Origin of the sequence: Sulfitobacter mediterraneus (genome assembly GCF_003054325.1) — a bacterium.
GTDB classification, from domain to species: Bacteria; Pseudomonadota; Alphaproteobacteria; order Rhodobacterales; family Rhodobacteraceae; genus Sulfitobacter; species Sulfitobacter mediterraneus.
Map to the genome: position 1 here is coordinate 148,179 of NZ_QBKU01000010.1, position 23,729 is coordinate 171,907.

At 58.0% G+C, this 23,729-nt stretch carries 24 protein-coding genes and 2 tRNA genes; 12 read left to right on the forward strand and 14 right to left on the reverse strand.

Features of this window, described 5'->3' with window-relative positions; translation table 11 throughout:
- Positions 1 to 16: 16 nt before the first annotated feature.
- Positions 17 to 355 (reverse strand): P-II family nitrogen regulator, encoded by a 339-nt coding sequence (locus C8N31_RS16015; RefSeq protein ID WP_025044188.1) that lies wholly within the window; start codon positions 353 to 355, stop codon positions 17 to 19.
- A gap of 174 nt (positions 356 to 529) precedes the next feature.
- On the opposite strand from C8N31_RS16015, the gene C8N31_RS16020 reads away from it, so the two are divergent.
- Positions 530 to 2,173, forward strand: a complete 1,644-nt coding sequence (locus C8N31_RS16020) for a bifunctional ADP-dependent NAD(P)H-hydrate dehydratase/NAD(P)H-hydrate epimerase (RefSeq protein ID WP_025048740.1) — start codon at positions 530 to 532, stop codon at positions 2,171 to 2,173.
- An 18-nt stretch (positions 2,174 to 2,191) separates the two neighbouring features.
- On the opposite strand, the gene C8N31_RS16025 is transcribed toward C8N31_RS16020, so the two are convergent.
- Complete coding sequence (locus tag C8N31_RS16025; protein WP_025048741.1) at positions 2,192 to 2,677, reverse strand: Hint domain-containing protein; 486 nt, start codon at positions 2,675 to 2,677, stop codon at positions 2,192 to 2,194.
- Positions 2,678 to 2,811: 134 nt separating this feature from the next.
- Here C8N31_RS16025 and C8N31_RS16030 point away from each other — a divergent pair.
- From C8N31_RS16030 to C8N31_RS16045, 4 genes are all read left to right on the forward strand, one after another.
- Positions 2,812 to 2,895: transfer RNA gene (locus C8N31_RS16030), tRNA-Leu, on the forward strand.
- Between the two features lie 211 nt (positions 2,896 to 3,106).
- Positions 3,107 to 3,571: a hypothetical protein gene (locus C8N31_RS16035; protein ID WP_025048742.1), complete on the forward strand. Its 465-nt coding sequence runs from the start codon at positions 3,107 to 3,109 to the stop codon at positions 3,569 to 3,571.
- A gap of 95 nt (positions 3,572 to 3,666) precedes the next feature.
- Entirely contained in the window at positions 3,667 to 3,924 is a 258-nt protein-coding gene (locus tag C8N31_RS20420; RefSeq protein WP_025048743.1) for a DUF6455 family protein, read from the forward strand.
- Between the two features lie 409 nt (positions 3,925 to 4,333).
- Positions 4,334 to 5,419 carry an SMP-30/gluconolactonase/LRE family protein gene (locus C8N31_RS16045; protein ID WP_025048744.1) on the forward strand — a complete coding sequence of 362 codons (1,086 nt, stop codon included), beginning with the start codon at positions 4,334 to 4,336 and terminating at the stop codon, positions 5,417 to 5,419.
- Positions 5,420 to 5,446: 27 nt separating this feature from the next.
- Here C8N31_RS16045 and C8N31_RS16050 read toward each other — a convergent pair whose 3' ends face one another.
- The 4 genes from C8N31_RS16050 to C8N31_RS16065 form a co-directional block, all read right to left on the reverse strand.
- Positions 5,447 to 5,989, reverse strand: coding sequence for a YaeQ family protein (locus tag C8N31_RS16050; protein ID WP_025048745.1), 543 nt, complete (start codon positions 5,987 to 5,989; stop codon positions 5,447 to 5,449).
- Between the two features lie 236 nt (positions 5,990 to 6,225).
- Positions 6,226 to 7,431 carry an MFS transporter gene (locus C8N31_RS16055; RefSeq protein ID WP_025048746.1) on the reverse strand — a complete coding sequence of 402 codons (1,206 nt, stop codon included), beginning with the start codon at positions 7,429 to 7,431 and terminating at the stop codon, positions 6,226 to 6,228.
- Positions 7,432 to 7,582: 151 nt separating this feature from the next.
- A complete protein-coding gene (locus tag C8N31_RS16060) occupies positions 7,583 to 7,936 on the reverse strand; it encodes a carboxymuconolactone decarboxylase family protein (RefSeq protein ID WP_025048747.1) in 354 nt (117 codons plus the stop codon).
- Positions 7,937 to 8,044: 108 nt separating this feature from the next.
- Positions 8,045 to 9,643, reverse strand: a complete 1,599-nt coding sequence (locus C8N31_RS16065; protein WP_025048748.1) for a gamma-glutamyltransferase family protein — start codon at positions 9,641 to 9,643, stop codon at positions 8,045 to 8,047.
- A gap of 139 nt (positions 9,644 to 9,782) precedes the next feature.
- Here C8N31_RS16065 and C8N31_RS16070 point away from each other — a divergent pair, with 139 nt between their 5' ends.
- Complete coding sequence (locus tag C8N31_RS16070; RefSeq protein WP_025048749.1) at positions 9,783 to 10,751, forward strand: threonine ammonia-lyase; 969 nt, start codon at positions 9,783 to 9,785, stop codon at positions 10,749 to 10,751.
- Positions 10,752 to 10,755: 4 nt separating this feature from the next.
- Here the strand turns inward: C8N31_RS16070 and C8N31_RS16075 are convergent, their stop codons facing one another.
- The 5 genes from C8N31_RS16075 to C8N31_RS16095 all read right to left on the reverse strand — a co-directional run bounded on the left by C8N31_RS16075 (position 10,756) and on the right by C8N31_RS16095 (position 15,034).
- A complete protein-coding gene (locus C8N31_RS16075; protein ID WP_037918635.1) occupies positions 10,756 to 11,703 on the reverse strand; it encodes an AEC family transporter in 948 nt (315 codons plus the stop codon).
- Positions 11,704 to 11,772: 69 nt separating this feature from the next.
- A complete protein-coding gene (locus C8N31_RS16080) occupies positions 11,773 to 12,573 on the reverse strand; it encodes an MBL fold metallo-hydrolase (RefSeq protein ID WP_025048751.1) in 801 nt (266 codons plus the stop codon).
- Entirely contained in the window at positions 12,573 to 13,379 is an 807-nt protein-coding gene (locus C8N31_RS16085) for a TatD family hydrolase (protein ID WP_025048752.1), read from the reverse strand. The genes C8N31_RS16080 and C8N31_RS16085 overlap by 1 nt, the downstream gene beginning before the upstream one ends.
- 15 nt (positions 13,380 to 13,394) lie before the next feature.
- On the reverse strand, positions 13,395 to 14,510 hold the full coding sequence (locus C8N31_RS16090) for a DNA polymerase III subunit delta' (protein WP_025048753.1): 1,116 nt from the start codon (positions 14,508 to 14,510) through the stop codon (positions 13,395 to 13,397).
- 83 nt (positions 14,511 to 14,593) lie between these two features.
- The gene (locus tag C8N31_RS16095) at positions 14,594 to 15,034 is read right to left on the reverse strand and encodes a hypothetical protein (RefSeq protein ID WP_107992389.1); all 441 of its coding nucleotides are present in this window, start codon (positions 15,032 to 15,034) and stop codon (positions 14,594 to 14,596) included.
- A 110-nt stretch (positions 15,035 to 15,144) separates the two neighbouring features.
- On the opposite strand from C8N31_RS16095, the gene C8N31_RS16100 reads away from it, so the two are divergent.
- Positions 15,145 to 15,903 (forward strand): helix-turn-helix domain-containing protein, encoded by a 759-nt coding sequence (locus C8N31_RS16100; protein WP_025048755.1) that lies wholly within the window; start codon positions 15,145 to 15,147, stop codon positions 15,901 to 15,903.
- A 2-nt stretch (positions 15,904 to 15,905) separates the two neighbouring features.
- Here C8N31_RS16100 and tmk read toward each other — a convergent pair whose 3' ends face one another.
- Genes tmk through C8N31_RS16115 form a run of 3 tightly spaced genes read right to left on the reverse strand, consistent with a single transcriptional unit; the run spans position 15,906 to position 18,661 of the window.
- On the reverse strand, positions 15,906 to 16,547 hold the full coding sequence (gene tmk, locus C8N31_RS16105; RefSeq protein ID WP_420834949.1) for a dTMP kinase: 642 nt from the start codon (positions 16,545 to 16,547) through the stop codon (positions 15,906 to 15,908).
- The gene (locus tag C8N31_RS16110) at positions 16,544 to 17,713 is read right to left on the reverse strand and encodes a D-alanyl-D-alanine carboxypeptidase family protein (RefSeq protein WP_025048757.1); all 1,170 of its coding nucleotides are present in this window, start codon (positions 17,711 to 17,713) and stop codon (positions 16,544 to 16,546) included. Before C8N31_RS16110 ends, tmk begins: the two co-directional genes overlap by 4 nt.
- A gap of 51 nt (positions 17,714 to 17,764) precedes the next feature.
- Positions 17,765 to 18,661 carry an SPOR domain-containing protein gene (locus C8N31_RS16115; RefSeq protein WP_037918639.1) on the reverse strand — a complete coding sequence of 299 codons (897 nt, stop codon included), beginning with the start codon at positions 18,659 to 18,661 and terminating at the stop codon, positions 17,765 to 17,767.
- A gap of 215 nt (positions 18,662 to 18,876) precedes the next feature.
- Between C8N31_RS16115 and C8N31_RS16120 the strand changes: the two genes are divergently transcribed.
- The 5 genes from C8N31_RS16120 to C8N31_RS16140 all read left to right on the forward strand — a co-directional run bounded on the left by C8N31_RS16120 (position 18,877) and on the right by C8N31_RS16140 (position 22,894).
- A tRNA-Ser gene (locus C8N31_RS16120) sits at positions 18,877 to 18,966 on the forward strand.
- A gap of 120 nt (positions 18,967 to 19,086) precedes the next feature.
- Entirely contained in the window at positions 19,087 to 20,292 is a 1,206-nt protein-coding gene (locus C8N31_RS16125) for a tyrosine-type recombinase/integrase (RefSeq protein WP_231476840.1), read from the forward strand.
- 10 nt (positions 20,293 to 20,302) lie between these two features.
- Complete coding sequence (locus C8N31_RS16130) at positions 20,303 to 20,950, forward strand: hypothetical protein (protein ID WP_025048760.1); 648 nt, start codon at positions 20,303 to 20,305, stop codon at positions 20,948 to 20,950.
- Between the two features lie 92 nt (positions 20,951 to 21,042).
- A complete protein-coding gene (locus C8N31_RS16135) occupies positions 21,043 to 21,255 on the forward strand; it encodes a helix-turn-helix transcriptional regulator (protein WP_025048761.1) in 213 nt (70 codons plus the stop codon).
- 370 nt (positions 21,256 to 21,625) lie between these two features.
- The gene (locus C8N31_RS16140) at positions 21,626 to 22,894 is read left to right on the forward strand and encodes a tyrosine-type recombinase/integrase (protein WP_037918641.1); all 1,269 of its coding nucleotides are present in this window, start codon (positions 21,626 to 21,628) and stop codon (positions 22,892 to 22,894) included.
- Positions 22,895 to 23,729: the final 835 nt, after the last annotated feature.

Here is a 23,729-nt window from a genome sequence, read left to right on the forward strand (position 1 = left end):
TAGATGGATTGATAGATTACAGCGCGTCCGAGCCGGTCTCGCCGGTCCGGATGCGGATTGTTTGCTCAACAGGCGAGACAAAAATTTTGCCGTCGCCGATTTTTTCTGTTTTGGCAGCGTCCACAATGGCCTCGATGGCGGCGTCGACCTGATCGTCGTCCAGAACCACTTCGACTTTGACCTTGGGCAGGAAATCAACAACGTATTCCGCGCCGCGGTACAGCTCAGTGTGGCCTTTCTGACGGCCAAAACCTTTTACCTCGATCACAGACAGGCCTTGAACGCCCACGTCTTGCAGGGCCTCTTTCACCTCGTCCAGTTTGAACGGTTTGATGATCGCTTCGATCTTTTTCATGGCGTGCCCCTTCGTGGATGAAATCGCTTGGGGATCTCATTTCATTTTACCTGTCGGGAATCCATCTGCTGCGGTAAGTTGAGACAAATGGGCGCGGCGATTTTATGCGTCGCGCTCAGTATTTGGGCAAAGCGCACAAAAAACAGGCAAAACTGAATCGGGGGATCTCGGGCCATGACCGAATTGCTGACATCTGGGCAAATGCGCGCGGTGGAACAGGCCGCAATGGACAGCGGCGCCGTGACCGGATTAGAGCTGATGGAACGGGCGGGGCAGGGTGTCATCGACGCCGCATTTTCCCATTGGCCGGAGTTGGCGCAAGCGGCGCACCGCGCCCTTGTTCTATGCGGCCCGGGAAACAATGGCGGAGATGGATTTGTCATTGCGCGATTGCTCAACGAGGCAGGCTGGGAGGTTGATCTCTTTCTATATGGCGATGCAGACAAACTGCCCCCAGATGCCAAGGCCAATCACCAACGCTGGACGGCGATGGGGGGCGTCATGGAGCTAACAGCAGAAAACCTGCAAGCGGCGGTGCGGCCCGATTTGATTGTCGATGCTGTCTTTGGCACAGGCCTGACGCGCCCCTTACCATCCGTGGTGCAGCAGGCCTTTGCCGCCTTGGGCCGGAACAAATGGAAAGGCCGGACTTCGATCCGGCGCATTGCGGTGGATTGTCCGTCGGGGCTGAACCTCGACACTGGTATGGTGCCGCAAGATCTGGAAAGGACCGGTGGTGTCATATCCACCAACCTGACCCAGCTGACCGTCACCTTCCACACGCCCAAACCGGGTCATTACCTAGGTGCCGGGCCGCTGGTCTGCGGGGCGGTTGTGATCGCGGACATCGGTTTGGGTCCATCCGATCCGGAGCGCAGCATGTTGGGCCAGCCGCCTGATGACAGCCGCGCCCGGTTGGTGACGCCGGTGTTTGCAGGATCAAAGCTGCCCCCGCGCATCTGGCCGGGATCTTTTGTCAGCAAATCCCGCCGCAATGGCCACAAGTTCGACCATGGGCATGTGATGGTATTTGCAGGCGGCGTCGGGCGCGGCGGGGCAGGCCGGCTTGCCGCGCGGGCGGCGCTCAGGGCGGGGGCAGGGGTGGTGACACTGGTCTGCCCGCCCTCTGCATTGATTGAGAACGCCTGCCAATTGGATGCAATCATGCTGCGCCCATTGCCCAAGGATGCCCCGCTGGACAGCGTGGCCGATGATCGTGTCACGGCCTTTTGCATCGGCCCCGGCCTTGGCGTGAACGACCGCACCCGCGATCTGGTGGCGCAGGTTCTGGCGCGGCGCGGCGGAACGCGCGCGTGGCGTGATCCGGTTGTGGTGCTGGACGCCGATGCGCTTGGCAGTTTTGCCGGCGATCCTGCCGCGCTTTTTGACCAATGCCATCCGCGCACCATCCTGACCCCGCATGAAGGCGAATTTGCCCGATTGTTCCCCGATCTGGCCCTGTCGCAGAGGGGCGATCTTTCCAAGATTGACGCAGCCCGGCAGGCAGCAGCGCGGGCGGGCTGTACCGTATTGCTCAAAGGTCCAGATACCGTGATTGCCACGCCAGAGGGCGGCGCAAGCCTGCATGCGGCGGCCTATGACAGGAACGCCCCATGGCTGGCCACGGCGGGTGCGGGTGATGTGCTGGCCGGTCTGATTGCAGGCCTTGCGGCCCCAGATACCAGCGCCGATCTGATCACCATGGCCGAGATCGCAGCATACCTTCATGTGGAATGCGCCGCCTCTTTTGGTCCGGGTCTGATCGCCGAGGATCTGCCCGAAGAGCTGCCCAAAGTGTTCCGCGCCATGGGGCTATGACAAAAGGCGCAAGTCTGCTCAATCCGCCGTGGCCAGCTCAACCCCGCCCGCATAGATCACCTGCGGCTGGCCGCAAAAGATCGAAAACACCTGTGCCGGCCCGTTTGCGCAGAATGTAAACTGCGGCTGGCCTGCCAGCTCGGACAGCGGAACCAAAACCTGCGCCTGACCAAAGAGTGCCCTTGCTCGACTGCCCCGCAGCAAAAGCCGTTGTTCCGATGGCAAAGCCAGATCCGTCCCCGGTTTGCCCGGCCCAAAGGCACCCGCCGCAACCACCATCCATGCGCCACTGCAATGGTCATGGCACACCGTCTGCACCGTCACAAAACCAGCGTCCCGGCTGACGATCCGGTCCCCGGCCGAGAGAAACTCAACCGGCAGGGCACCGTCCACAGTGAGGATCTCGGTGCCCGCAGGCACCCCCGATTGGCGCCGACCCTGCCTGCCCACCACCCGCGCGGCATCAGGATGGGGGATGTCGTGATCAATTGGATAAAGGTCCATTCTGCCCCTGCCTTGCCCACTTTGCCCCGGTTGTCGCCCAAAGGTGCAAATATCATCTTAAGCACAGGCATTTTTGCCCTCGCCAAGCGTTTGAGGTTTTGATACTCACCCGCCTGTTGCCTCTGGCAATGAGTGCGGGTGTGGCGGAATTGGTAGACGCACCAGATTTAGGTTCTGGCGCCTATGGCGTGGGGGTTCGAGTCCCTTCACCCGCACCAAAGGCTCTTCCGAGGAAGACGCCGCAGCTTTTTACAACATCTGAATGCGACAGTTGTTCTGCAAGACCAATGAGCGCGCGGGCTTGAACCGTCCCTTGTCCAAACCCCGCTTGAGACAGAGCCGTCTTGCGGTCAGTATCGGATTGGAAGAGATGTAGCCTGTCATGTGCAATAAAAGAGCAGCAAAATGAAATCCAACCGAATTCACGAAATGCTTGGGCTTGCCTCTGCTGCTGCGGGGTTTTGCGACAGAACCATACAGACAGTTTCAGCGCTACGGGACCGCCTTGGCCGTGCCACGCTGAAGCGGGACAGCCAACTTGTTGAAACTTTGAAAAAGCTTGATGCCGATCTTTCAGCCGCCGCTGTTGTCAACGCACGGCTCAGCGCCGAGCTGACGATCCTGAACGATGAAGTTTCAAAAGCAGAAGAGTTTGAACAAGAGAAAGCCAGATACGAATTGGTTGAAACATCCGAGGGCGATTTTGTGTTTCGGATCAAAAGCAGCATGGCTGATGAACAGCCCATTCACTATATTTGTCCTGTCTGCCTGAACCAGGATAAGACCATAAGCTTCATTGGTGGAAGGCACCGAAAAATCTGCCAAACCAACCGAAAACATGTGTTCAACTTCGGCAAATCCGCTCCTGTTCTGACCCCCAAGGTCAGGCACTGATAGCCACTCTTCGCCGTTTTGACCCATGTCAAAGACAGGTTTCTGGCTGTGCCATAAAAAGAACCATAGGTGCGGCGAAATCGGAGGGTGGAGAATTGAGCATATTTTCAAAAGTCGGCAAGAGCGCTGACCTGTCCCAGCAAATGGCGGACAAGGTTGGTGTGGATGTCAGTGGCATAATTGACCAAGATCCTGTGGCGGCTGGCAAGGTGTTCCGCTCGATCACACTGCGGTGTTCAAAGTGTGACCAGCAGACAGATTGCCTTGACTTGTTGTCCAATAACGAACGGCTGGATGCGCCGCCTGATTATTGCCTGAACAAACAGATCCTTGGAACAATGAAGGATAAATAGCACCCAGAAGAGGGATCTTGGCAGGCGCCTTTCAGGAGTGCCGTTCCAGCCTAGCGATGGTTTGCATCTGAACCTCGTTTAGTGGTGTTCCCTTTTTTGCGTCAATTCTTCAACTAAAATCCCCACTCTCAGACTGATAATGGGTTTCTAAAAAATGGTTATTTCCCAAAGGCTTAATTGCTTTTTGGAGCCGCTTCAAAACACCCCAAATCGCCAACTCGTCTATCACCCATCTGACTGGGCTGGATTTTTAGGCCCTGACGGATCACTGTGATGCCTGTTGTCCAATCTGGGCAATGGCTGATCTTTGTCTTTGACCGGTCCGCTTGCCCGCCTCGGGCGTCTATCGGAGGTTGGCATCTTTCGAGCGCGAAAGACTGTTCTTTGGCCCCATTTGAGGAGACGAATTGTGAGAAAGCTGCTTTGGTTCTTGGGCGCTCTGCTGGCCTGCCTGATCGCTTATCTCGCGCTGTGGCCTGTCTCGGTGCGGCCTGTGGCTTGGGAGGTATCTGAAAACCCCGGCTACACCAATGCCTTCGCTCCAAACGATCGCCTGTCATCGCTTGATCTGGTCGGGCTGGACGGTCGTCTGGGCCCCGAAGATGCGGACATCGGGCCAGATGGCCTTGTTTATGTTGCGAGCCACAAGGGGGAAATCCTGCGCATTGAGGCGGATCGCAGTATCACGCCGTTTGCCCAGACATCTGGCCGTCCCTTGGGAATTGAGTTTGCGGACGATGGCACGCTTTATGTGGCGGATGCCTATCTTGGTCTGCTGTCAATTGACCGCACGGGGCAGGTGACCTTGCTTGCCAATGAAGCCGACGACGAAAGTCCGATCCTTTATGCTGACGATGTTGATATCGCGGCAGATGGGGCTGTCTATTTTTCAGATGCCTCGACCCGATTTGGGGCCGAGGCCAATGGTGGCACATTGCCTGCTTCGGTTCTGGACCTCGTTGAACACTCAGGCAATGGGCGTATCCTGAAATACGATCCGGCCACCGGGAAGACGACGGTTTTTGCTCAGGGACTAAACTTCGCCAATGGCGTCGCCGTGAACGAGGCCAGCAACGCGGTGTTTGTCGTTGAAACCGGTGCCTACCGGATCTGGCGGTTTCCTTTGGATGGCAGCCCCGGTGAGGTTGTTTTGGATAACTTGCCGGGCTTTCCGGACAACATAAACAACGCCGCAGGCGGCACCTTTTGGGTTGGCCTTGTCAGCCCGCGCAATGCCATCATGGACAACCTGGCAGGCAATCCGTTTTTGCGGCAGGTCATCATGCGATTGCCGGATGCGATGAAACCTGCACCAACCCGTTATGGTCTGATTTTTCGAATGGACGCCGCCGGCCGTGTCATCGAGACGTTTCAGGATCCCGCAGGCCGCTACGCCCTCACAACCGGGGCGGTCTCGCTGCCGGATGGGCACATCGCAGTCACATCACTGACGGAACCGGCCTTGGGGCTGTTAAAGATTTCTTCGGACAACTGAACGTGCGTGAATGGCCCGGCGGCTCAGTTATGCCGCGTCTTTCCATTTGACCGGCGTGACATAGACGATGCTATCGTCCGCGCTGACCATGACCTCGCCGTCCTGAATGTTGACCTGCAATTTCATTGTGCGATTTGCCATCGTACCCAGCTCACTTGTGGTGCTGCCCGAAAAGTTCATGATCTGAAGATTGTCAAATCGCGCGGTACTGTTTTTGATCTTATCCCACCAAGATCCAGCAGTCCGCCCGTAGGAATAGACAATCACCTTGTCGGCTTTGCCGCAGGATTGGCGGATGATCTTTTCGCTGGGAAGCCCCAGCGCAACCCACAATTCAAGCTCGCCGCTGAGGCTTTTTTGCCAAATGTCCGGCTCGTCATCTACGGACAGACCTTTTGTCATTTCCAGGGTCTCATCGGCATTCAGCGCAAAAGCAAGAATGCGGACCATCAAACGTTCATCCGTTTCCGAAGGATGTTTGGCCACCGTCAGCTTGTGGGTTTCATAGTAGTGACGATCCATGTCTGAAACGGAAAGCTCGACTTTGTAGATGGTGGCCTTTTGCGCCATGATTTTTCCCGACATTAAAGCGTTAAAGATCCGTAGTGCGTCTGGCCGCTTTGTGAAAGCAGATAACGCGAAGGTTCGAGGCCTGTGACTTTTTGCGGGCATCTGCGCACCCCATAGGAAAAACCCCAACGCCCCTCATACGTTCCCTAAGAAACGGCCTCTGCCAGCCCCAGGCGATGCACAGCCCAGGATCAGTTGTGCCCAAAGCAGCCCAGGAAGAACCGCCTTCACCCCCCTCATTCCGGCAATCGCCAGACCAAGGCAACAGCGACCAGTTTCAGAACGCAGGGCAGGACGGCATAGCACAACGTCAGCGCCCAAAGCGCCTGATCGCTGTTGGGCTGCCCCGGTGTGAACCCCGCCCCCTGGAGCAGTGGCAGCAGGGCAAAAGACGTCAGCGCCAGCCCCAATTTTCCCGCAAAGGACCATAGGCCAAACCCTTCGGAGGCCTTCAGCCCAGCCTTGTTAAGCGCGCCAGAAAACATCACCGGCAGGATCACCATTTCAGCCCCAAGGGCCGCGCCGGAGGCCGCGCAGATGGCCGCCATGCCAAAACTGCTGCCAGCGGGCAAGAATGCCGCGCCGATGAAACCTGCAATGGCGAGCGGCATCGCCAGCAACAATACCTTGCGCGGGGACATGTGCCGCGCCAGCACTGTCCAGCCCGGCACACAGACCAAGGCCGCAGCAAAGAACACCAGCAAAAGCAAACCGGCTTGCCCCTGAAGCTGCAACCGGTCTTCGACAAAGAACACAAACAGGGTGGAGGTCACCGCAACCGGCAACCCGTTGACCAAGGCCAGGAGCAACAGACGCCCGATTGCCGGATCGCGATACCGGGCGATGGAGAACCCCTCAGCGGGCAGGGGAATGCGCCGCCATAGCGGGGCGGTGAGCAAGGCAGCCAGCACCCCGATGGCGCAAAGGCTGAGACCAAACAGCAGATATCCGTCGCCGCCCAACGCCGCAAACGCCAGCGGTGCCACGGCGGCAAAGATCACCCCGGCCAACATGCCAGTTTCGCGAAACGCGGCCAATCGCATGGTGTCGGGCAGGGCGCTGCCCGGTGCCAAGGTCGCCGTGCGCCCGTACAAAAGGATCATCCCCAAGCTATAGGCCGAAAACAACAGCACCAAGGTCAGGGTCAGCCACAGTGCCACCTGCGGCCCTGCCTCAAGCGAAAACAACAGCGGAAACCCGATAGACAGGCCAAGCAAGGCCGCGGTGCCAAAGATCCACTGTGCGCGGGGCCAGCGGTCAATGGCCCAACCAATTGCCGGATCTTGCACCAGATCAACAGCCCGGATGGCCAAAAGGATAACGCCAAGCGTGGCAAGGCTCATCTCAAGCTCTACCGCTGCAAACCGTGGAAGATGGATATATAGCGGCACGCCAGCCGCAGCCAATACGAAGGCAAAAAGGCTCACACGGGGAAGATGCATCACAGGCGGCCTTACTTTTCACAGGAACGTCTGTCTCTGCTACGGCTAGGGCGGCCAAATGGATCACTTAGGAGCGTTGCGACAGTGTTCTCGCGTGCTTTTCGGTCAATGGCGCGCCCGGATCAGGCCGGGCGCACCAATCGGTTCCGGATCATTCAGCGCTGCCGCCAAACTGTTCCCATGCGTCCATCGCTTGCGCGGCGTACATCAGGGACGGCCCGCCGCCCATATAGATTGCCACGCCCAGCATTTCCTGAAACTCCTGCCGCGTCGCGCCCAGTCGCAACAGCGCCTTAGTGTGAAATCCGATGCACCCGTCACAGCGCAGGGCAATCGCGATCCCCATAGAAATCAGCTCTTTGGCTTTGCCATCCAATGCGCCCTCGGCCTCGGCGTGTTTGGCCATGTCCCCAAACCCCTTCATCGTGTCGGGGATGCCCTTGCGCAATGCGCCGATCTGGGTTGCGATGCCTTTGGTCAGGTCAGGATAATTCTGTGTGCCCACGGGGGTGGTCCTTTGCTTTGTTGCTGTCCCCGTGAGTTTAGCCGCTCTGCCCGCAGGCCGCGTTGAGATGGATCAAACCTGCTGCTGGATGACTGGTTTGACCTCACGTCAAAAACCAATCGCCGCCCCGTCCTTGCGCGGGTCCGATCCGCCAGCGTAACCGCCGCCGCCCGGCAAACGGCGGATCAACTGCGCCCCGCCAAATCCAAAGGCATTGTCCGGTGCCTCCAGCGTGATTTTATGTCCCAACGCAGCAAGCATGGTCAAAGTTGTCTCGGGCAGGGTGGTCTCACAGGCCAGACCCAGCCCTTCGGTCACCCGCCAGCGCGGCGCATCGGCGGCCATCTGCGGATCTTGACCAAACAATTCACAACGCAGCAGCATTTGCACATGTCCCTGCGCCTGCATCGGCCCGCCCATCACGCCAAAACTCATACGCGGCCCCTCAGGCCCCAAGACGAAACCGGGAATGATGGTGTGAAAAGGGCGCTTGTTCGGGCCAACGTGGTTTTGGTTGGCAGGATCAAGCGAGAACCCCGCGCCGCGATTTTGCAAGGCGATGCCGGTGCCCGGCACCACCACACCTGAGCCGAACCCGGCATAGTTCGACTGAATGAAGGACACCATCATGCCTGATGCATCCGCTGCAGTCAGATAAACCGTGCCGCCTTGTTTAGGCGCCCCCGCACCAAAATCCTGCGCCCGCGCCGGATCAATCAACGCCGCCCGCGTCTTGAGGTATGCGTCATTCAACAAATCATCCGAACCGACGCGGTCCATATGGCCCGGATCGCCCACATAGGTTTCGGCATCCGCCAAGGCCAGCTTCATCGCCTCGATCTGCAAATGCATCGCTTGGGGATCATCTGCATCCAGATCGCGAATGGCCGTATGGTTCAGCATTCCCAGCGCCATCAACGCCGCAATCCCCTGACCGTTGGGCGGGATCTCGTGCAAGGTCACATCATCAAAGCTTTTTGAGATGGTGCCGCACCAATCTGCCTCATGGGCGGCCATATCAGCCGCTGTCAGGGCCGCGCCGTGCTCTGCGGCAAAGGCGGCGATCTTCTGGGCGATGTCCCCATGATAAAACGCCTCGCCCTTGGTTTCGGCAATCCGGCGCAGGGTGTGGGCATGGCCGGGGCTGGCAAATATCTCTCCGGCCTTTGGAGCGCGGCCATTGGGCATAAAGGTTACGGCAAATCCGGGTTGTGGGTGCAATTCCTCTGCCGCCCGCGCCCAGAGGCTGGCAATGACGGGCGAGACGGGAAATCCGCCTTCGGCATAGCGGATGGCGGGTGCGAACAGATCGGCGAAAGGCAGCTTGCCAAACCGGTCTGACATCATCACCCAAGCCGAAACCGCGCCGGGCACTGTCACACTTTCCCAGCCGCGAAACGGCATTTCGGTTTGGCCAACAAACAGGTCAGCCGTCCATCCCGCAGGGGAGCGGCCAGAGGCATTGAGCCCGTGCAGCTCATTGCCATCCCAAAGGATCGCAAAGGCGTCTGATCCGATGCCATTGCCTGTCGGTTCCAGCACCGTCAGGGCAATCGCCGCAGCCAACGCCGCATCCACCGCATTGCCGCCGCGCGCCAACATGGCAACCCCGGCTTGTGCTGCGAGTGGTTGCGAGGTTGCCACCATATTGCCAGCCAGAACCGCCGAGCGGCGAGAGGGATAGGGGTGATGGGCGCGCAGCTGCATGAGGAACCTCCAGACAATTGGATATGCCGCCAGTAAGGCCCATTTTGGCCCAAGGTGCCAGTGGTCAAAGTAAGGGGTATGCGGGTGGATTGTGCCTGCCGCATGGGCCGCATAGATTGGCCGGGCAAGGAGACACCACATGACCCAATCGCCTCTCGTCCTGCAACAGGCCGCCGCCAGCGTTCAGGCCCGCCGCCGCATTGCGCAATGGTTGCCGCCGACTCCCTGTCTGCCGTCAAAACGGGTGTTTGAGGATGGCACAGGTCTGCTCTTCAAGGCCGAGAATTTTCAGCGCACAGGGTCTTTCAAGTTTCGCGGGGCGCTGTCGAAACTGACGTCCCTGCCAGTGGACCAGCCGGTGATCACCGCCTCATCGGGCAATCACGGCATCGCGCTTTCAACGGCGGCGCAGATCACAGGGCATCAGTTGGCTGTGGTGCTGCCCGAAACGGTAGCTAAAGATAAGCTGAACAAGATCAAAGCCTTGGGTGTTGAGGCGATCTTGCATTCCAATGATTCAGGTCTCGCGGAGCGTCATGCGCGGGTCGTCGCAGAAGAGCGCGGTCACACCTATGTCTCGCCCTATAACGATGCGCAGATCATCGCCGGACAAGGCACTCTGGCGCTTGAGCTGTTGGAACAATTGCCGCAGATCGACAACGTTTTTGTCTCTCTGGGGGGCGGCGGGTTGATCTCGGGTATCGGATCGGTGATCAAAGCCTATGCGCCGCACACCCGGATGATCGGGGTCAGCGCGGTGAACTCCGCCGCTTTGGATGCCAGTGTGAAGGCTGGCAAGACCGTGGATGTGGTCCATTCCGAAACGCTTGCGGACGGCTGCGCGGGCGGCATCGACGAAGGTACGATCACCCTGCCGCTGGTCACAGAGGTGGTGGATGAGTTCATCACCTGCACCGAAGACCAGATCGCCGAAGGCATGCGGCGCATCGCCTGGGATGAAAAGATGCTGGTCGAAGGCTCTGCCGGATTGGCATTGGCGCCTTGGTTGGAGGATCAGCCACGTTTTGCCGGGCAAACGTCCGTCATCGTGCTGTGCGGGGCCAATTTTGATCAGGCCACGGTCGCGCCGGTGTTGGGTTTGGCCTGAGCGGTCAGGGCAATGCGCCGAGCCAGAACCAGACCGACAGGATCGAAATCGCAGTGGCAATCAACACCGATGAGGCCGCAACCCGCCGCGCCCGGCCATACATATTGGCAAAGATATAGGCATTGAACCCCGGCGCCATGGCGGCAGTCAGAACACCGGATCTGAATGCATCCGTGGGCAGGGACAAGGCTGATCCAAAGGTCCAGACCAAAGCCGGATGCACCAAAAGCGCGATGCCGCAGACCATGGCGATTGCTTTCATATCGCCCTCGGGCCGGTATTGGATCAACACACCGCCAAGCGCAAAAAGCGCGGCCGGCAGGGCGGCGCGCACGATCAGCGACAATGCATCCTCAACAACTGTGGGCAGGATCAGTCCGCTGAGATTGACGGCAAATCCGGCCAAAATACCGATGACCAGCGCATTGCGGAACATCGCGCGGCCCACATTGCGCAGCATGGTTAGCCCGGTTTCACCGCGGTTGCGCACCACCTCCATGACCGTGATGCCCAGCCCGTAGCAAAACGGCGCGTGAAAGGCGACGATGGCAAAATTTCCCGCCAGTGCATCGGCGCCGTACGCCCGTTCGGTGATCGGCAGGCCCAGCAAGACAGAGTTGGAAAACAGGCAACAAAAACCGATGGCAACGCAGTCTTCCCAATCGCGCTTGAACAAAAGCCGCGCACCAAAGATGCCGAGTGCAAAACAGATCGCCGCGCCGCCAAAAAAGCTGACCATCAGGGCCGGGGTCAACGAGGCGGAGAGATCAAGATGCGCGATGGCCTGAAACAGCAGGCAGGGGATGGCAAAGTTTTGGGTGAATTTCATCACCCCGTCGATGCCCGAGGCCGGAAACAGCTTGGCCCAGACCGCGACATAGCCAAAACCAATGACCAGAAACACGGGCAGAATGACATCCAGAAGGGTTTGCACGTCGGCAGCCTTGGTCATTGTGGGGGCGTTGCAGTGGGGGTTTCACACCCCCACACCCCCGTGGAGGTTTAAAGGGCCAAATGAAGATCAGTCGATCTCAAAGCTGAGCGTCATACCGTCATAGGCTGGTGAAATATGCGCGGGCAGCTCGCCGCGCAGGGTCTGATAATCCAGATCGTTGTGCATGTTGGTCAACACCGCCTCTTGCGGGGCCATGTCTTTGATCCAGTCAAGGGTCTGGTCCAGATGGCTGTGGGTTGGATGCGGATCGCGGCGCAGCGCGTCAACGATCCAGCAGCGCAAGCCTTGGAGGTGTGGCCAGACGTCATCGGGAATACTTGCAACATCAGGCAGATAGGCAACGTTGTTCATCTTGAAGCCAAGGGCATCCATGCCGCCGTGATTGACCAGAAACGGGGTGAAGGCCAGCGTGCCGCCAGCGCCCTCAATGGTCACGTCGCCCTCGATATTATGCATGTCGAGAATGGGCGGATACATCGACCCTTCCGGGCGGATGAAGGCGTAACCGAAGCGTTCCAGCAGGGCCGCGCGCGTGGGTTCGTCAGCCCAGACCGGCAGGCGCTGGCGCATGTTGATGACCAGCATCCGCAGATCATCGAGCCCGTGCACATGATCTGCATGGGAATGGGTGTAGAGCACCGCATCAAGGCGGCCCACCTCGGCGTCCAGCAATTGTTGGCGCATATCGGGGGAGGTGTCGATCAGCACCGATGTTGTGCCCTCTGGCCCGATCCGTTCCACCAAGGCCGAACAGCGGCTGCGGCGGTTTCTCGGCTCATTCGGATCGCAGGCGCCCCAATGCCCGCCAAGGCGTGGCACCCCGCCAGAAGAGCCGCAGCCCAGGATGGTGATGCGCATTTGAGCCATCAGGCGGGCACCTGATAGGCCGCAGCCTTGGCAAACAAGCGATCAAAGTTGGCTTGGGTCTGAGCGGCGAAATCGGCGTAACCCAGCCCGAATGTTTCCGCCGCCTTTTGTGCGGTATGGGCGGTATAGGCCGGTTCATTGCGCTTGCCGCGATGGGGCGGCGGGGCAAGGTAGGGCGCATCGGTTTCCACCAAAACGCGGTCCACCGGGCAGTTGGCAAAAATCTCGCGCAGTTCGGTGGATTTGGGAAAGGCTGTAATGCCCGACATGCTGAGGTAAAACCCCAGATCCAGCGCAGCGCGGGCCAGCGCGGGGGATGAGGAGAAACAATGCATCACGCAAGCATAAGACCCCTGTTTGAACTCATCAGCAAGGATGCGGGCCATATCATCATCGGCGTCGCGGGCATGGATGATCAGCGGCAGGCCGGTTTGCCGGGCCGCGTCGATGTGAATGCGCAGCGAGGTTTTCTGTACCTCGGCGCTGTCGGCGGTGTAGTGGTAATCAAGGCCGGTCTCGCCAATGCCGACAAACTTGGGATGCTGCGCCATCGCAATCAGCTCATCGGTGCTGGTCAGAGGTTCTGACGCGGCGGACATCGGGTGGGTGCCGGCGGCATAAAACACCGGATCATGCGCCTCGGCGATGGCGCGAACGGCGGGTTCGTTTTTGAGCTTGGTACAGATGGTGACCATGCGGGTCACACCTGCGCGGGCGGCGCGGGCAATCACCTCGTCCAGCTGGCCTTCGAAGTCGGGGAAATCAAGGTGACAATGGCTGTCTGTGATCTGCGGCGTTTGCGTCATGCCTGCGGTCCTGTCTTATCGCGGGGCCGCTTGGGCCATCTTCAGCAGGGTATCTAGGACCAGCGCGGCAGGGTCAAGGTTGACCGCAAGCCCGTGGCGGGCGCGTGCCGAAATCTCTGCGGCGACATCGGCCCAGATACGGCCTTGATGCGGGGTGGGCGACAGGCGGGCCAGAAGGGCCGCTTCGCCTTGCGCGGCCTCTATGGCAGGCGGTGATCCGGTGGCGCCGGTGCGGGCCAGCCGCGCCAAAAGCAACTCCACCAGCGTGAAAAGCAAGGTCAGCTTTTCCTCTGCCCCGCGCTGTGCGGCGGCTTCGGCCAGTTTGAGGGCGCGGGTGCGATCCATCTGCGGCAGGGATGCCATTAGTCCAATCAATTCGGCATAGATTTGCAGCCCGCCCATCAGCGACAGGCGCAGCGCACCGCCAACAGAGCCGCCTGATAGTTCGGCCAAGGCTGCCGCATCGCCGCTGATCTCAACGTCAGAGGCATTCAGCGCCTGCGCCATTTCATCGGGCGACAGGGAGCCAAGGCGCAGGGTCCGGCAGCGCGAGCGGATCGTCGGCAGCAGGCCTGAGGGTTGGTGGCTGATCAGCAGCAGAACCGCGCGTTCGGGCGGCTCTTCCAGCATCTTGAGCAGGGCATTGGCCGCGTTCGGGTTCATCTCATCGGCGTCGTCGATGATCACCACCCGCCGCCCACCATCGGCGGCAGACATCTGGAAAAACCCGTTGAGCGCCCGCACATCGTCCACGACAATCTGTTTGCGCATCTTTTTGGTGTCAGGGTTGATGGAGCGCGTGACCGATTTCACCGCCCCTTCGCCGCCAGAAGCGATGCGCCGGGCAACGGGATGATCCTCGGGGATGTCCAAGCTCAGTGCGGGGTCCGCCGCGAACATGCCGCCATCCTCAGGGTCCGGTGTGGCCAGTAAGAACCGCGCCAACCGCCATGCCAGCGTGGCCTTGCCCACGCCGCGCGGGCCAGAAAGCAGCCAGGCGTGGTGCAATTTTCCGGCGTTGAACACGTCCAGAAAGGCCGCCTCAGCCGCGCTTTGCCCGATCAGTTGGGGCGTGTCGCGGGGGTGCAGGGCACCGTCCACGCGGTCTGGTTGGGGGGCGTCATCGCTCATGCAAATCGTTTAGCACGTTTGCGGGCGGATGGAATGGGGCAGGGCAGGCAAGGGGCGAAAAACCCCTGCCGCTGCGGCTGGCCTCAGGCCGGGTGCGCCTGTGCCATTGCCCGGCGGCGCATCCAATAGGCCAGTGCGAACATCACCAAAAAGCTGAGGTTGAGCCAAGCGTTCAGCCAAGCGCCGGAAAGGACAGATCCGGTGCTATCGACCACATACCAACAGGCCAATCCGGGAAACACCAGCAGGCACCACAGGCGGTTGTCGCGGTCAAACAGGTGGTTGGTAATCAGCAGCAGATTGATACCCCATCCCACCATAACCCCGCCCGCGATCGCCGCGATAACCTGGGCGGCAGGGGTATCCACGCGCTCCATCCCGTTGACGGGCCAAAGCAGCAGATCCACAAGCATGTTGGGCAAGGCATTGGTTGCGGGAGTGGAGCCAAGCGCGGTGATCAGGCCAAAGCCGATCACAGTGATGGCGGCGAACTGGGCGAGTTTTTTTGCAGATTGTGCTGACATGGCAGCCTCCTGTTTCGATGAACTGGCACGGTGATGCGCCATGAGAGGGAGGCAAATCAATTACCTCCGAGGTAACTGTGCCGCGCCAAAAACCGTGATAGGTTGATCCCATGACCACATTTTCTGACAGCCTCAAATCATGGCGCAAACAGCGCCGCTTTAGCCAACTGGATCTGGCGCTGGAGGCCGAGGTGTCATCGCGGCACCTGTCGTTTCTGGAAACGGGGCGCGCCAAACCCAGCCGCGAGATGGTGGACCGGTTGGGCGAGGCGCTGCATCTGCCCTTGGCGGTACGCAATCAGATGCTGACGCTGGCGGGGTTTGCCGCGCGGTATCCGGGGCGCGATTGGCAGGATGCGCAGATGGCCCCGATCCGCGCCGCGATTGATCACATGTTGATGCGCCATGATCCCTATCCCGGTTTTGCGCTGGACCGGATGTGGCGCGTGGTACGGATGAACCAATCGGCGCAGCGGCTGTTTGGTTTGCTAGGAGTGCGCGAAGGGGCGGATTTGCTGGAAGTTTCCAGCTCAGATCTATTGCCGCAGGTGATTGTGAACTGGCCCGAAGTGGCACAGCATCTGGCGCTGCGCCTGCGCACGGAAAGTGCGGGGCGGGGCGGCGATGCGCGGTTTGATACGGTGGCCGAGGAATTGACCAAAGCGGCGGGGCCATCAGGCACAGAGGATACGCCGCCGGTTATTCCCACAATCTACCGCATCGGCGATCAGCAGCTTTCGCTGTTTTCCACCATCGCACAATTTGGCACCGCCGAGGATTTGTCGCTCGATGATCTTAAGATCGAGTTGTTTTTTCCATCAGACGACGCAAGCAAAGAGGTGCTTTTGGGCATGGCCGGGGCAGCCTGAGATCAGCTTTGCGCAGCCTTTTCCAGCCGCGTTTGAACAACGGCCAGAACATCGCCCGCGACCTCGCCAATCTCGCGGGCGCCGTCGATCACTTCAAACCGCGCTGCATATTCTTTGGCCAACGCCAGAAATCCGGCCCGCATGGCTTTTTGCAGATCCTCGCCAAATTCCTCGAACCGCTCTTCCACCGTTTGGCGCGACAGGGCGCGGGACAGACCCTTGGCAGGATCCATGTCGATCAGGATGGTCAGGTCCGGTTCAACCCCAATCATCAGGCTGTGCAGCTGATCGACCATGCCCCGCAAATCACCGCGCGAGAGGCCCTGATACATCCGTGTGGAATCCGCAAAACGGTCGCAAATCACCACCTTGCCCGCATCCAACGCCGGTTGGATCGTGCGTTCCAGATGATCGCGGCGGGCAGCGGTGAACAGCAAGATTTCGGTGCGGGCTGACCAGCGGTCCGGATCGCCCTGCAACACCAAGGCGCGGATCTCTTCGGCGCCAGGTGATCCGCCCGGCTCGCGCGTTAAAACAACATCGATGCCCCGTGCCTCAAGCGTTTCGGCCAACAGGCGGGCCTGAGTGGATTTGCCCGAACCGTCGATGCCCTCAAAGCTGATGAAAAGTCCCGGTTGGCTCACGATGCGTCCTGTGGCCCGGCATTCAGACGCGCCAGAAGATGCCGCGCGGCGGCGGTCACTTTGACCATAAATCCACCCGGCTCAACCGCGTCAGAAGCGACCAGCGGCACGCGGACCTCAGGCAGATCGCCCCGTTGCACCAACAATTCACCCAGCACATCACCTTTGGCGATCGGAGCGTGGAAGGGGCCGGTATAGATCACCTCGCCCTTCAAATCAGCGCCACCAGAGACAGGCACCAACACGGACAAATCATCCTGCAATTCAAGGCCGACACTGTCAGAAACGCCCATCGCCACGGGGGCATCCGCCAGACGTTTACCCGCCGCGCCCAGCGATTTTTGCGAAAACTGGCGGAAGGCCCAGTTGACGATGGCCTCGGCTTCTTGTGCCCGTTCGGCGGAACTGCCCAAGCCGGAAAGTACAAAGATCACCCGGCGGTCGCCCTGTTTGGCAGAGCCAACCAAGCCATATCCGGCCTCATTGGTGTGCCCGGTTTTCAGCCCGTCCGCCCCGATGCCAAGACCGAGCAATGGGTTGCGGTTCGTGGTGTTTTTGGGCGCACGCCCGTCAAAGGCAAATTTGCGTTCAGAAAACAGCGGATAATACTGCGGGAAATCGGTGATGATGCGGGTCGCCAGCAGGCCCAGATCACGCACCGACATCAGATGACCGGCCTGAGGCCAGCCGTTGGAATTGGCAAAGGTGGAATTGGTCATGCCCAACTGCTGCGCCCGCTGGGTCATCATCCGGGCAAAGCCGTATTCGCTGCCATCGGGCGACAGGGCTTCGGCGATCACAGCGCAGGCATCATTGCCCGACAGCACAATGATCCCGCGCAACAGATCCTCAACCTTGACCCGGTCCGTGGTGTCCAGAAACATCGTCGATCCGCCATAGGCCATCGCGTGGCTGGAGACCGGCAGTTTTTCCACCAGATCCAGACCGCCGTTCTGTTTGCCCCGTTCAATCGCCTCAAACGCCATATAGAGCGTCATCAATTTCGACATCGACGCGGGCGGCAAAGGTGTGTCGGCGTTTTTGGTCAGCAGAACCGTGCCGGTGGTCTGATCAAAGACATAGGCAGCCTTGGCCTTGGTATCGAAGGCCGCGGCGGGCAGGGCCAAGAAGATCAGCGCCAGGCAGGCAGCAAAGATGCGGATCATGAGGGGGGTATGCTCCTGTCGGTTCAGTTCACTTGGCAATTCGACGGCAGATCAGTTGGTGACGGCATAGGCGTCAGAAAAGCCTTCGGCTTTGATCTTTTTGATCAGGCCGCTGAGTTCGGATTTGTTGCTGGCCGGACCAACCACAACACGCCAGAACGGTTTGCCATTGGTCTCGCCGCGTTTGATGGTTGGCACAACACCTGCACCGCGCATCTGCTTGGCCACACGTTTGGCGTTGGCCTCAACGCTGAAGATGCCGATCTGCACAAACGGGCGTTTCAGCGATGAGGCACTGCGCTTGGGCGCAGCTTTGGCGGGTTTCGGGGCAGGGGCCTTGGCCACGGGTGTGGCTGGGGCGGCCTCAATCGCAGCGCCAGCGGCGGCGATCGGATCCAGCGTGGTCTCGGAAACCTCCGCGGGGGCGGCAACGGTGTCAGTGGTCTGCGGCGCGGGCACCGGATCGGTTGGCACAGCCGTCTCTTCGCGGCGCAAGGCAGTCACGTTCAGCTCGGTCGGTGCACCGGCCAGAATGTTCAGCGCGGCCGCCGCATCAGAGGATATCTGCAAACGCGGTCCGGGCAGCTCACGCTCGCGGCGGAACAGGGCTCCGATCACAAATTTGCCGTTGGCCTGATTGCGAATGATCACCCGCTCGGGTTCTTTCACATCCGGATGTGCCACCCAGACACCGCCGAGCGAAGGACGTCCATCCCATAGCCCCTGTTCGGTGGCCGAGAAAATCTCGGGCGCTTCGACGTCGCGCTCGATCAATTTGGTCGATTGCGTGCTGCCCGCGCTGCTGGCCTCCGCTTTGGGTTTGGGCAGGGGCAGGTTGAACTGCCCGTTCTCATCGCAACCCGCCAATAGCGCCAGCGACACCGCCGCGCCCGTCCAAAGACGCCAGCCGGGGCGGTTGATATGCATAGGGTCAACGGGCCTGCTCATGATGTTCTGTCCTTGCCTGTGTGTCCCTGTCGGGCACGTTTTAGCCGATTTGTCGGCAGCACCGATCGTCCCCTGACGGGGATCTTTGCGGCATCCTAACGCGGCAAGACGCACCTGAAAAGGCTGGCGAAGGCGGATCGGCAAAATTCCCCGACCCATTACGCGATTTCTCGGTTTGCCGAATCGTAACAGGTTGATTAAGGGAGACATATCGCGGAGGTTTGGCAGAGTGGTCGAATGCACCGGTCTTGAAAACCGACGGGCGTGAAAGCGTCCCCAGGGTTCGAATCCCTGAGCCTCCGCCACCATACAATTCTACAGAGTTTGAATGGGTCGCCTATGGCGGCTTTTTCAGTTGTCTTCTGGTATTTGAAGTGCGCGGTCGTTTGGATTGAGTTTCTTTCAATGATCCCTATATTCGCTCCTTGAGTGGTACAGAAGGTGGTATTTTTGGAATGGCCTTATCTGGGAAGCTGACCAAAAAATTGGTAGAGAACCTTGGCGCTGGGCGACATGGCGACGGGAGCGGCCTCTATCTGGTTGTTGATCCATCGGGGGCACGGCGCTGGATTGTTCGCGTTGTGGTCAAAGGCCAGAAAAACAAGAAAGGCGCGCCTCTGAGAACTGACTTTGGTTTGGGCGGCGCAGATATTGTAACGATCAACCAAGCACGAGAGCGGGCGCTTGAATATCGCCGAATGGCAAAGCAAGGAATGAACCCGCGTTTCAATGCTAGGCAGGAGGTGCCTACTTTTGAAGAGGTGGCTCAACAGGTTCACATTGATCGGATGCCCACTTGGAAGAATGCTAAGCATGGCCAACAGTGGATCAACACGTTGCGCGACTATGCTTTCCCAAAGATTGGACGGATGCCGATTGACAGTATTCATCAGCCTGAGGTGATGATGTGCCTCGCACCGATCTGGACGGAGAAACATGAAACTGCGCGACGTTTGGCCCAAAGGATCAAGATCGTCCTGGACGTAGCGCGTTCTAAAGGTTTCCGGTCGGGCGAGAACCCTGTGACGGCGATCAAAGATGCGCGGGTTCTGCCGAAAGTGACGGCAAAGCCAAAACACCACAAAGCAATGCATTGGAAAGATGTCCCTGCATTTTTCTCCGACTTGAAAACCCGCAGCGCGATTGCAGCAAAGGCATTAATGCTTACGTGTTTGTCCTGCTCGCGGACTGGAGAAGTGTTAGGAATGCGCTGGGCAGAGGTTGACTTCGACGAGCGGGTCTGGACCTGCCCAGCAGAACGGATGAAGACTGGTGACGATCATCGTGTCCCTCTTACTGCGGAAATGTTGGCAATTGTTGAGCCTCTGAAAGCGATGGGATCAGAATATGTCTTTGAAGGTCAAAACCGGAATCAACCCTTGTCCAACATGTCGATGCTGATGTTGTTGCGACGAATGAACATCGAAGGTGCTACAGTTCATGGATTTCGATCTGCGTTTCGAGACTGGGCTTCAGAAGTTACAAATGCGCCTAGAGAAATCGCTGAGAAGAGTTTGGCCTATACCGTCGGTTCAGATGTCGAGAGGGCATATGCCCGATCTGATCTTTTGGAGAAGCGACGAGAGCTGATGTGCATGTGGTCCCAATTTGTCGCATCTCGGTGCAACTAGAAGAGGCGGTATGGCAATTATACCCATTAATGAACCAGAGCTTTTAAGCCTCGAGTTTTTTCGCGTCGCGCTCAGCGAAGACACTCATGAAGCCCGCATGCGTGGAATCGATGTCATGCGGCAGGAAGTGGTTAGCATGGGTCTACCTAACTTTCCGATTGGTAGGCGAGACGCCGAGCAAAAGAGAAATAGGCCAGAATTCGTCCAATGGGTCGCTGAAACGTCTGCAGCCCGATACGATGCCGCGCATGAATGCGCAGGCATAATTGGCCGATACGAGCGCAAAAACGAACGCAAACTGAATGTCGCTGAGGAAATTGGTAAGTTAGTTTGGGATTCCATTCAAAGTCAGAGATTCCAAGGGCTGCACGTTACGGGTGGAATCCTTGAACAAGTTCGAGATCTGGCAAAGGCGCTTGGCATCAGTGGGGCCAGAGACAAGGATACGCTCCGCAAGATCTGGAGCTGCTATCGCGGGGTCGTGCATCTGGGAATGGCTATGGATTATCTCGAAGACAATCCAGAAACAGATTTGCATCTGCTACATATCGCTGAACGGTTCCGGAAAGGGCTCAGCCAAAACTGCCCAAAGGGGAAATGCAAACCTTACGTAGCCATCAGCGAACAAATTTCTTTTCTATATATTTCAGGAGCTTGAGGTCCCCGATATTTAGATCGGGGACTGCCGATAGCTAAAAGACAAGCGCATTCCATTCGTTGTGATCCACCGCAACGAAAGGAAAACCAATCGTGTCAAACCTTTTCGAAAACGACCGCTGCTATCTATTGGGCGATCCCGAGCTCCAGCTTCTGGGGGATCGCGACAAGCTGGCACAATGGCGGCACAAGGGAGTCGGGCCAGCTTACTACAAACTTGGCCGTAAGGTGATCTATCGCGGTTCTGATCTGAACATATGGCTTGACGCCAAACGAGTGGTTCCAGGCAAGAATGTGGCAAACTAATGCAACGTTTCGTAGCAACATTCATTCGCTTGAGCGGGGCATGTGTCGGCGGCAGTGTTGACGCATGAGCCGTTCGTACTCAGGCGTTAAACTTAAGAAGAACCGAGTCTATTCGGGTAAAGACTTGCAAGAGAAATTCTCAGTCACCGCAAATACGATATCAAATTGGGTGAAAGGGGGACTGCAACCTTCGGACAGCACGCGGCCTTACCTCTATCGAGGCGGGCGGGTGAGCGATTTTCACAATGAGAGACGTGAACGACTGAAGACCCAAGTCAGGCCAGGGGAGTTCAAGTGCTCTAGCTGCCAAGCGTCTGTGTTTCCCAACGTCCAAACGCTTACTGAAAGAACCTTGCGCAATAGTGCATGCATGGGTTTTGCAGAATGTTCTGAGTGTGGAAGCCACGTGCGGAAGTTCATTTCCAAGGCCGATCGGGATATTTTTGAGAAGCTGCGCAATCCCAATACCCCCGTGCATTCGTTACGCGAAGAAATGGGGCCAGATAGCGGGGGTATTGGGATTAGCGAGAAACTGAACGGCTGCAATTGGTGGTGTGTAAATGATCGCATCCTCTATGACTGGCAGTTCTACGCGGGTCGGCTTGCAGAACAAACGATCGATCAACATCTTGCAGCAATCCGATTAATGGAGAATGTCCTGAAAGGAAAATCCTTCAACAATCTTACCATCCGAGATGTGGATCAGGTGCGCAGTGAGCTCAAGGCGGTGTTGATAAAAAAGGGGGACGCCCAGAAGTCCAGATCTACCGTGTCGCACCAGGCCTCTCAGATCATGGCCTTTCTAGAGTGGTTGATCAAGCAGGATGGATACAAGCGTCTTCCGCGAGACCTGCCAGGCTTCATTCAAATGCCAAAGGCAGCCTACGCCAAGGCTTTGCCAAAGAAAGACAAGGTGTACCCAACGATTGAAGAAGCAGAAATCCTCTTGAAAGGCATGCCTTCTCTGACCAATGCCGAAATACGGGCCCGGGCGATGTTCGCTATAGCCCATCTCGGTTGCTTGAGAGCGGACACCGTCACTTCGCTCCGGGTTGGCCATTTTGAGACCGAAAATCGCCAAATCATCCAAGATGGTACAGCGTCACGCACGAAGTTTGGCAAGAGCCTCAGAATCTGCTGGTTTCCGATTTCTGAGCGGTTTGTCGAAGCGGTCCAAGAATGGGTTGAGATTATCACGAAAGCAGGTCTTCGAGGCGACGATGCCTTGTTTCCAGATTTACGAATGCTCAAAACACGAAAAGATCTAAAAGATCCAAACCGGAACCCAATTGAGCCGATGACCACCAGAGATGTGGTGACAAAGGCCTTTGCGCTTGCTTGTCGTGATACAGAACAGAAGTACAATCCGCATTCGGTCAAAGATACGCTTGCTTTTGAGCGTGACTGTCGGCCTCTAACGCAGCTACAACGCAAAGCGTGGTCCGAAAACATGGGGCATGAGGATGATAAAACTACTAAGATCTACTACGGAGAAATGCCAGAGAAACAGCGAATTGCCCTTATCGAAGAGATCACTCACCGCAAAAATGGCCGCGAGAGTGCGCCTGTCTTCATGAGTAATGAGGAAAAAATCGCTATTGTAGATGGAGTGTTAGCTAAGCTAATAGGAAATGAGTGAGGTGCCCTATGTTTATGGACTGAGCTATCCCCCCGAAAGTCGGACACTAACGCAAACTGCGACCTATTGTTTGCCGATCTTCAACACGAAGGAGATCAGGTTTGTCGAAACGGAAGCAACATCATCCAGAATTCAGAGCCAAGGTGGCGTTAGAAGCGCTGAAAGGCGAAGAAACACTCAGCCAGTCGGCCAGTCGGTTTGTGGGTCAACCGGTTATGCTCCATCAATGGAAGCGCGCGATGCTTGAAGGCGCGTCTGGCCTATTTGAACGCGGTATTCTGATCGGATCAAATTTGACGAGATCTCTTTACAGGCTAGACAGTAGATTGGTTGGCTCTTGGCCATGATTTGTTAGGTTGAGTACCAATTTTGCGACTGTCACCGATAACTGAGGTGGAGTTTACGGGCTCGTTCCATCGGCGTTGAAACCAGATCAAACGTGCCTGCTGGGCAGAACTATGCGCCGCCGTAGCATAGGAAAACTACGGCAACTGCAACCAGCAAGAAACAGATACGCCTGAAACGCCGAGAGTCCCTGGCAACTCCGGTTGGTCGCAAGGTTTCGATCGATTGATGGTCAGTGCTCGGGCTCGCCATAGTCGCCTCTTGTGGCTGCTGTTGCTGGCCGATGTGATGCCCAAATGTGTTCGGACATTGGCGCTAATCTGAAATTTAGTGGTCGATCTGTCCGTAACTAACCATCTTAGAGGATTTGGTCATAGGTTCTTCTTCGTATCCAGTGACCTGCTCCCCATTGAGTCCGCTAGTTTAGGTTAGCTCTGTTCAGGTTTTGGTCCTTCACTGACCGGTTAGCATATTCCGCCGGCGTCAGGCC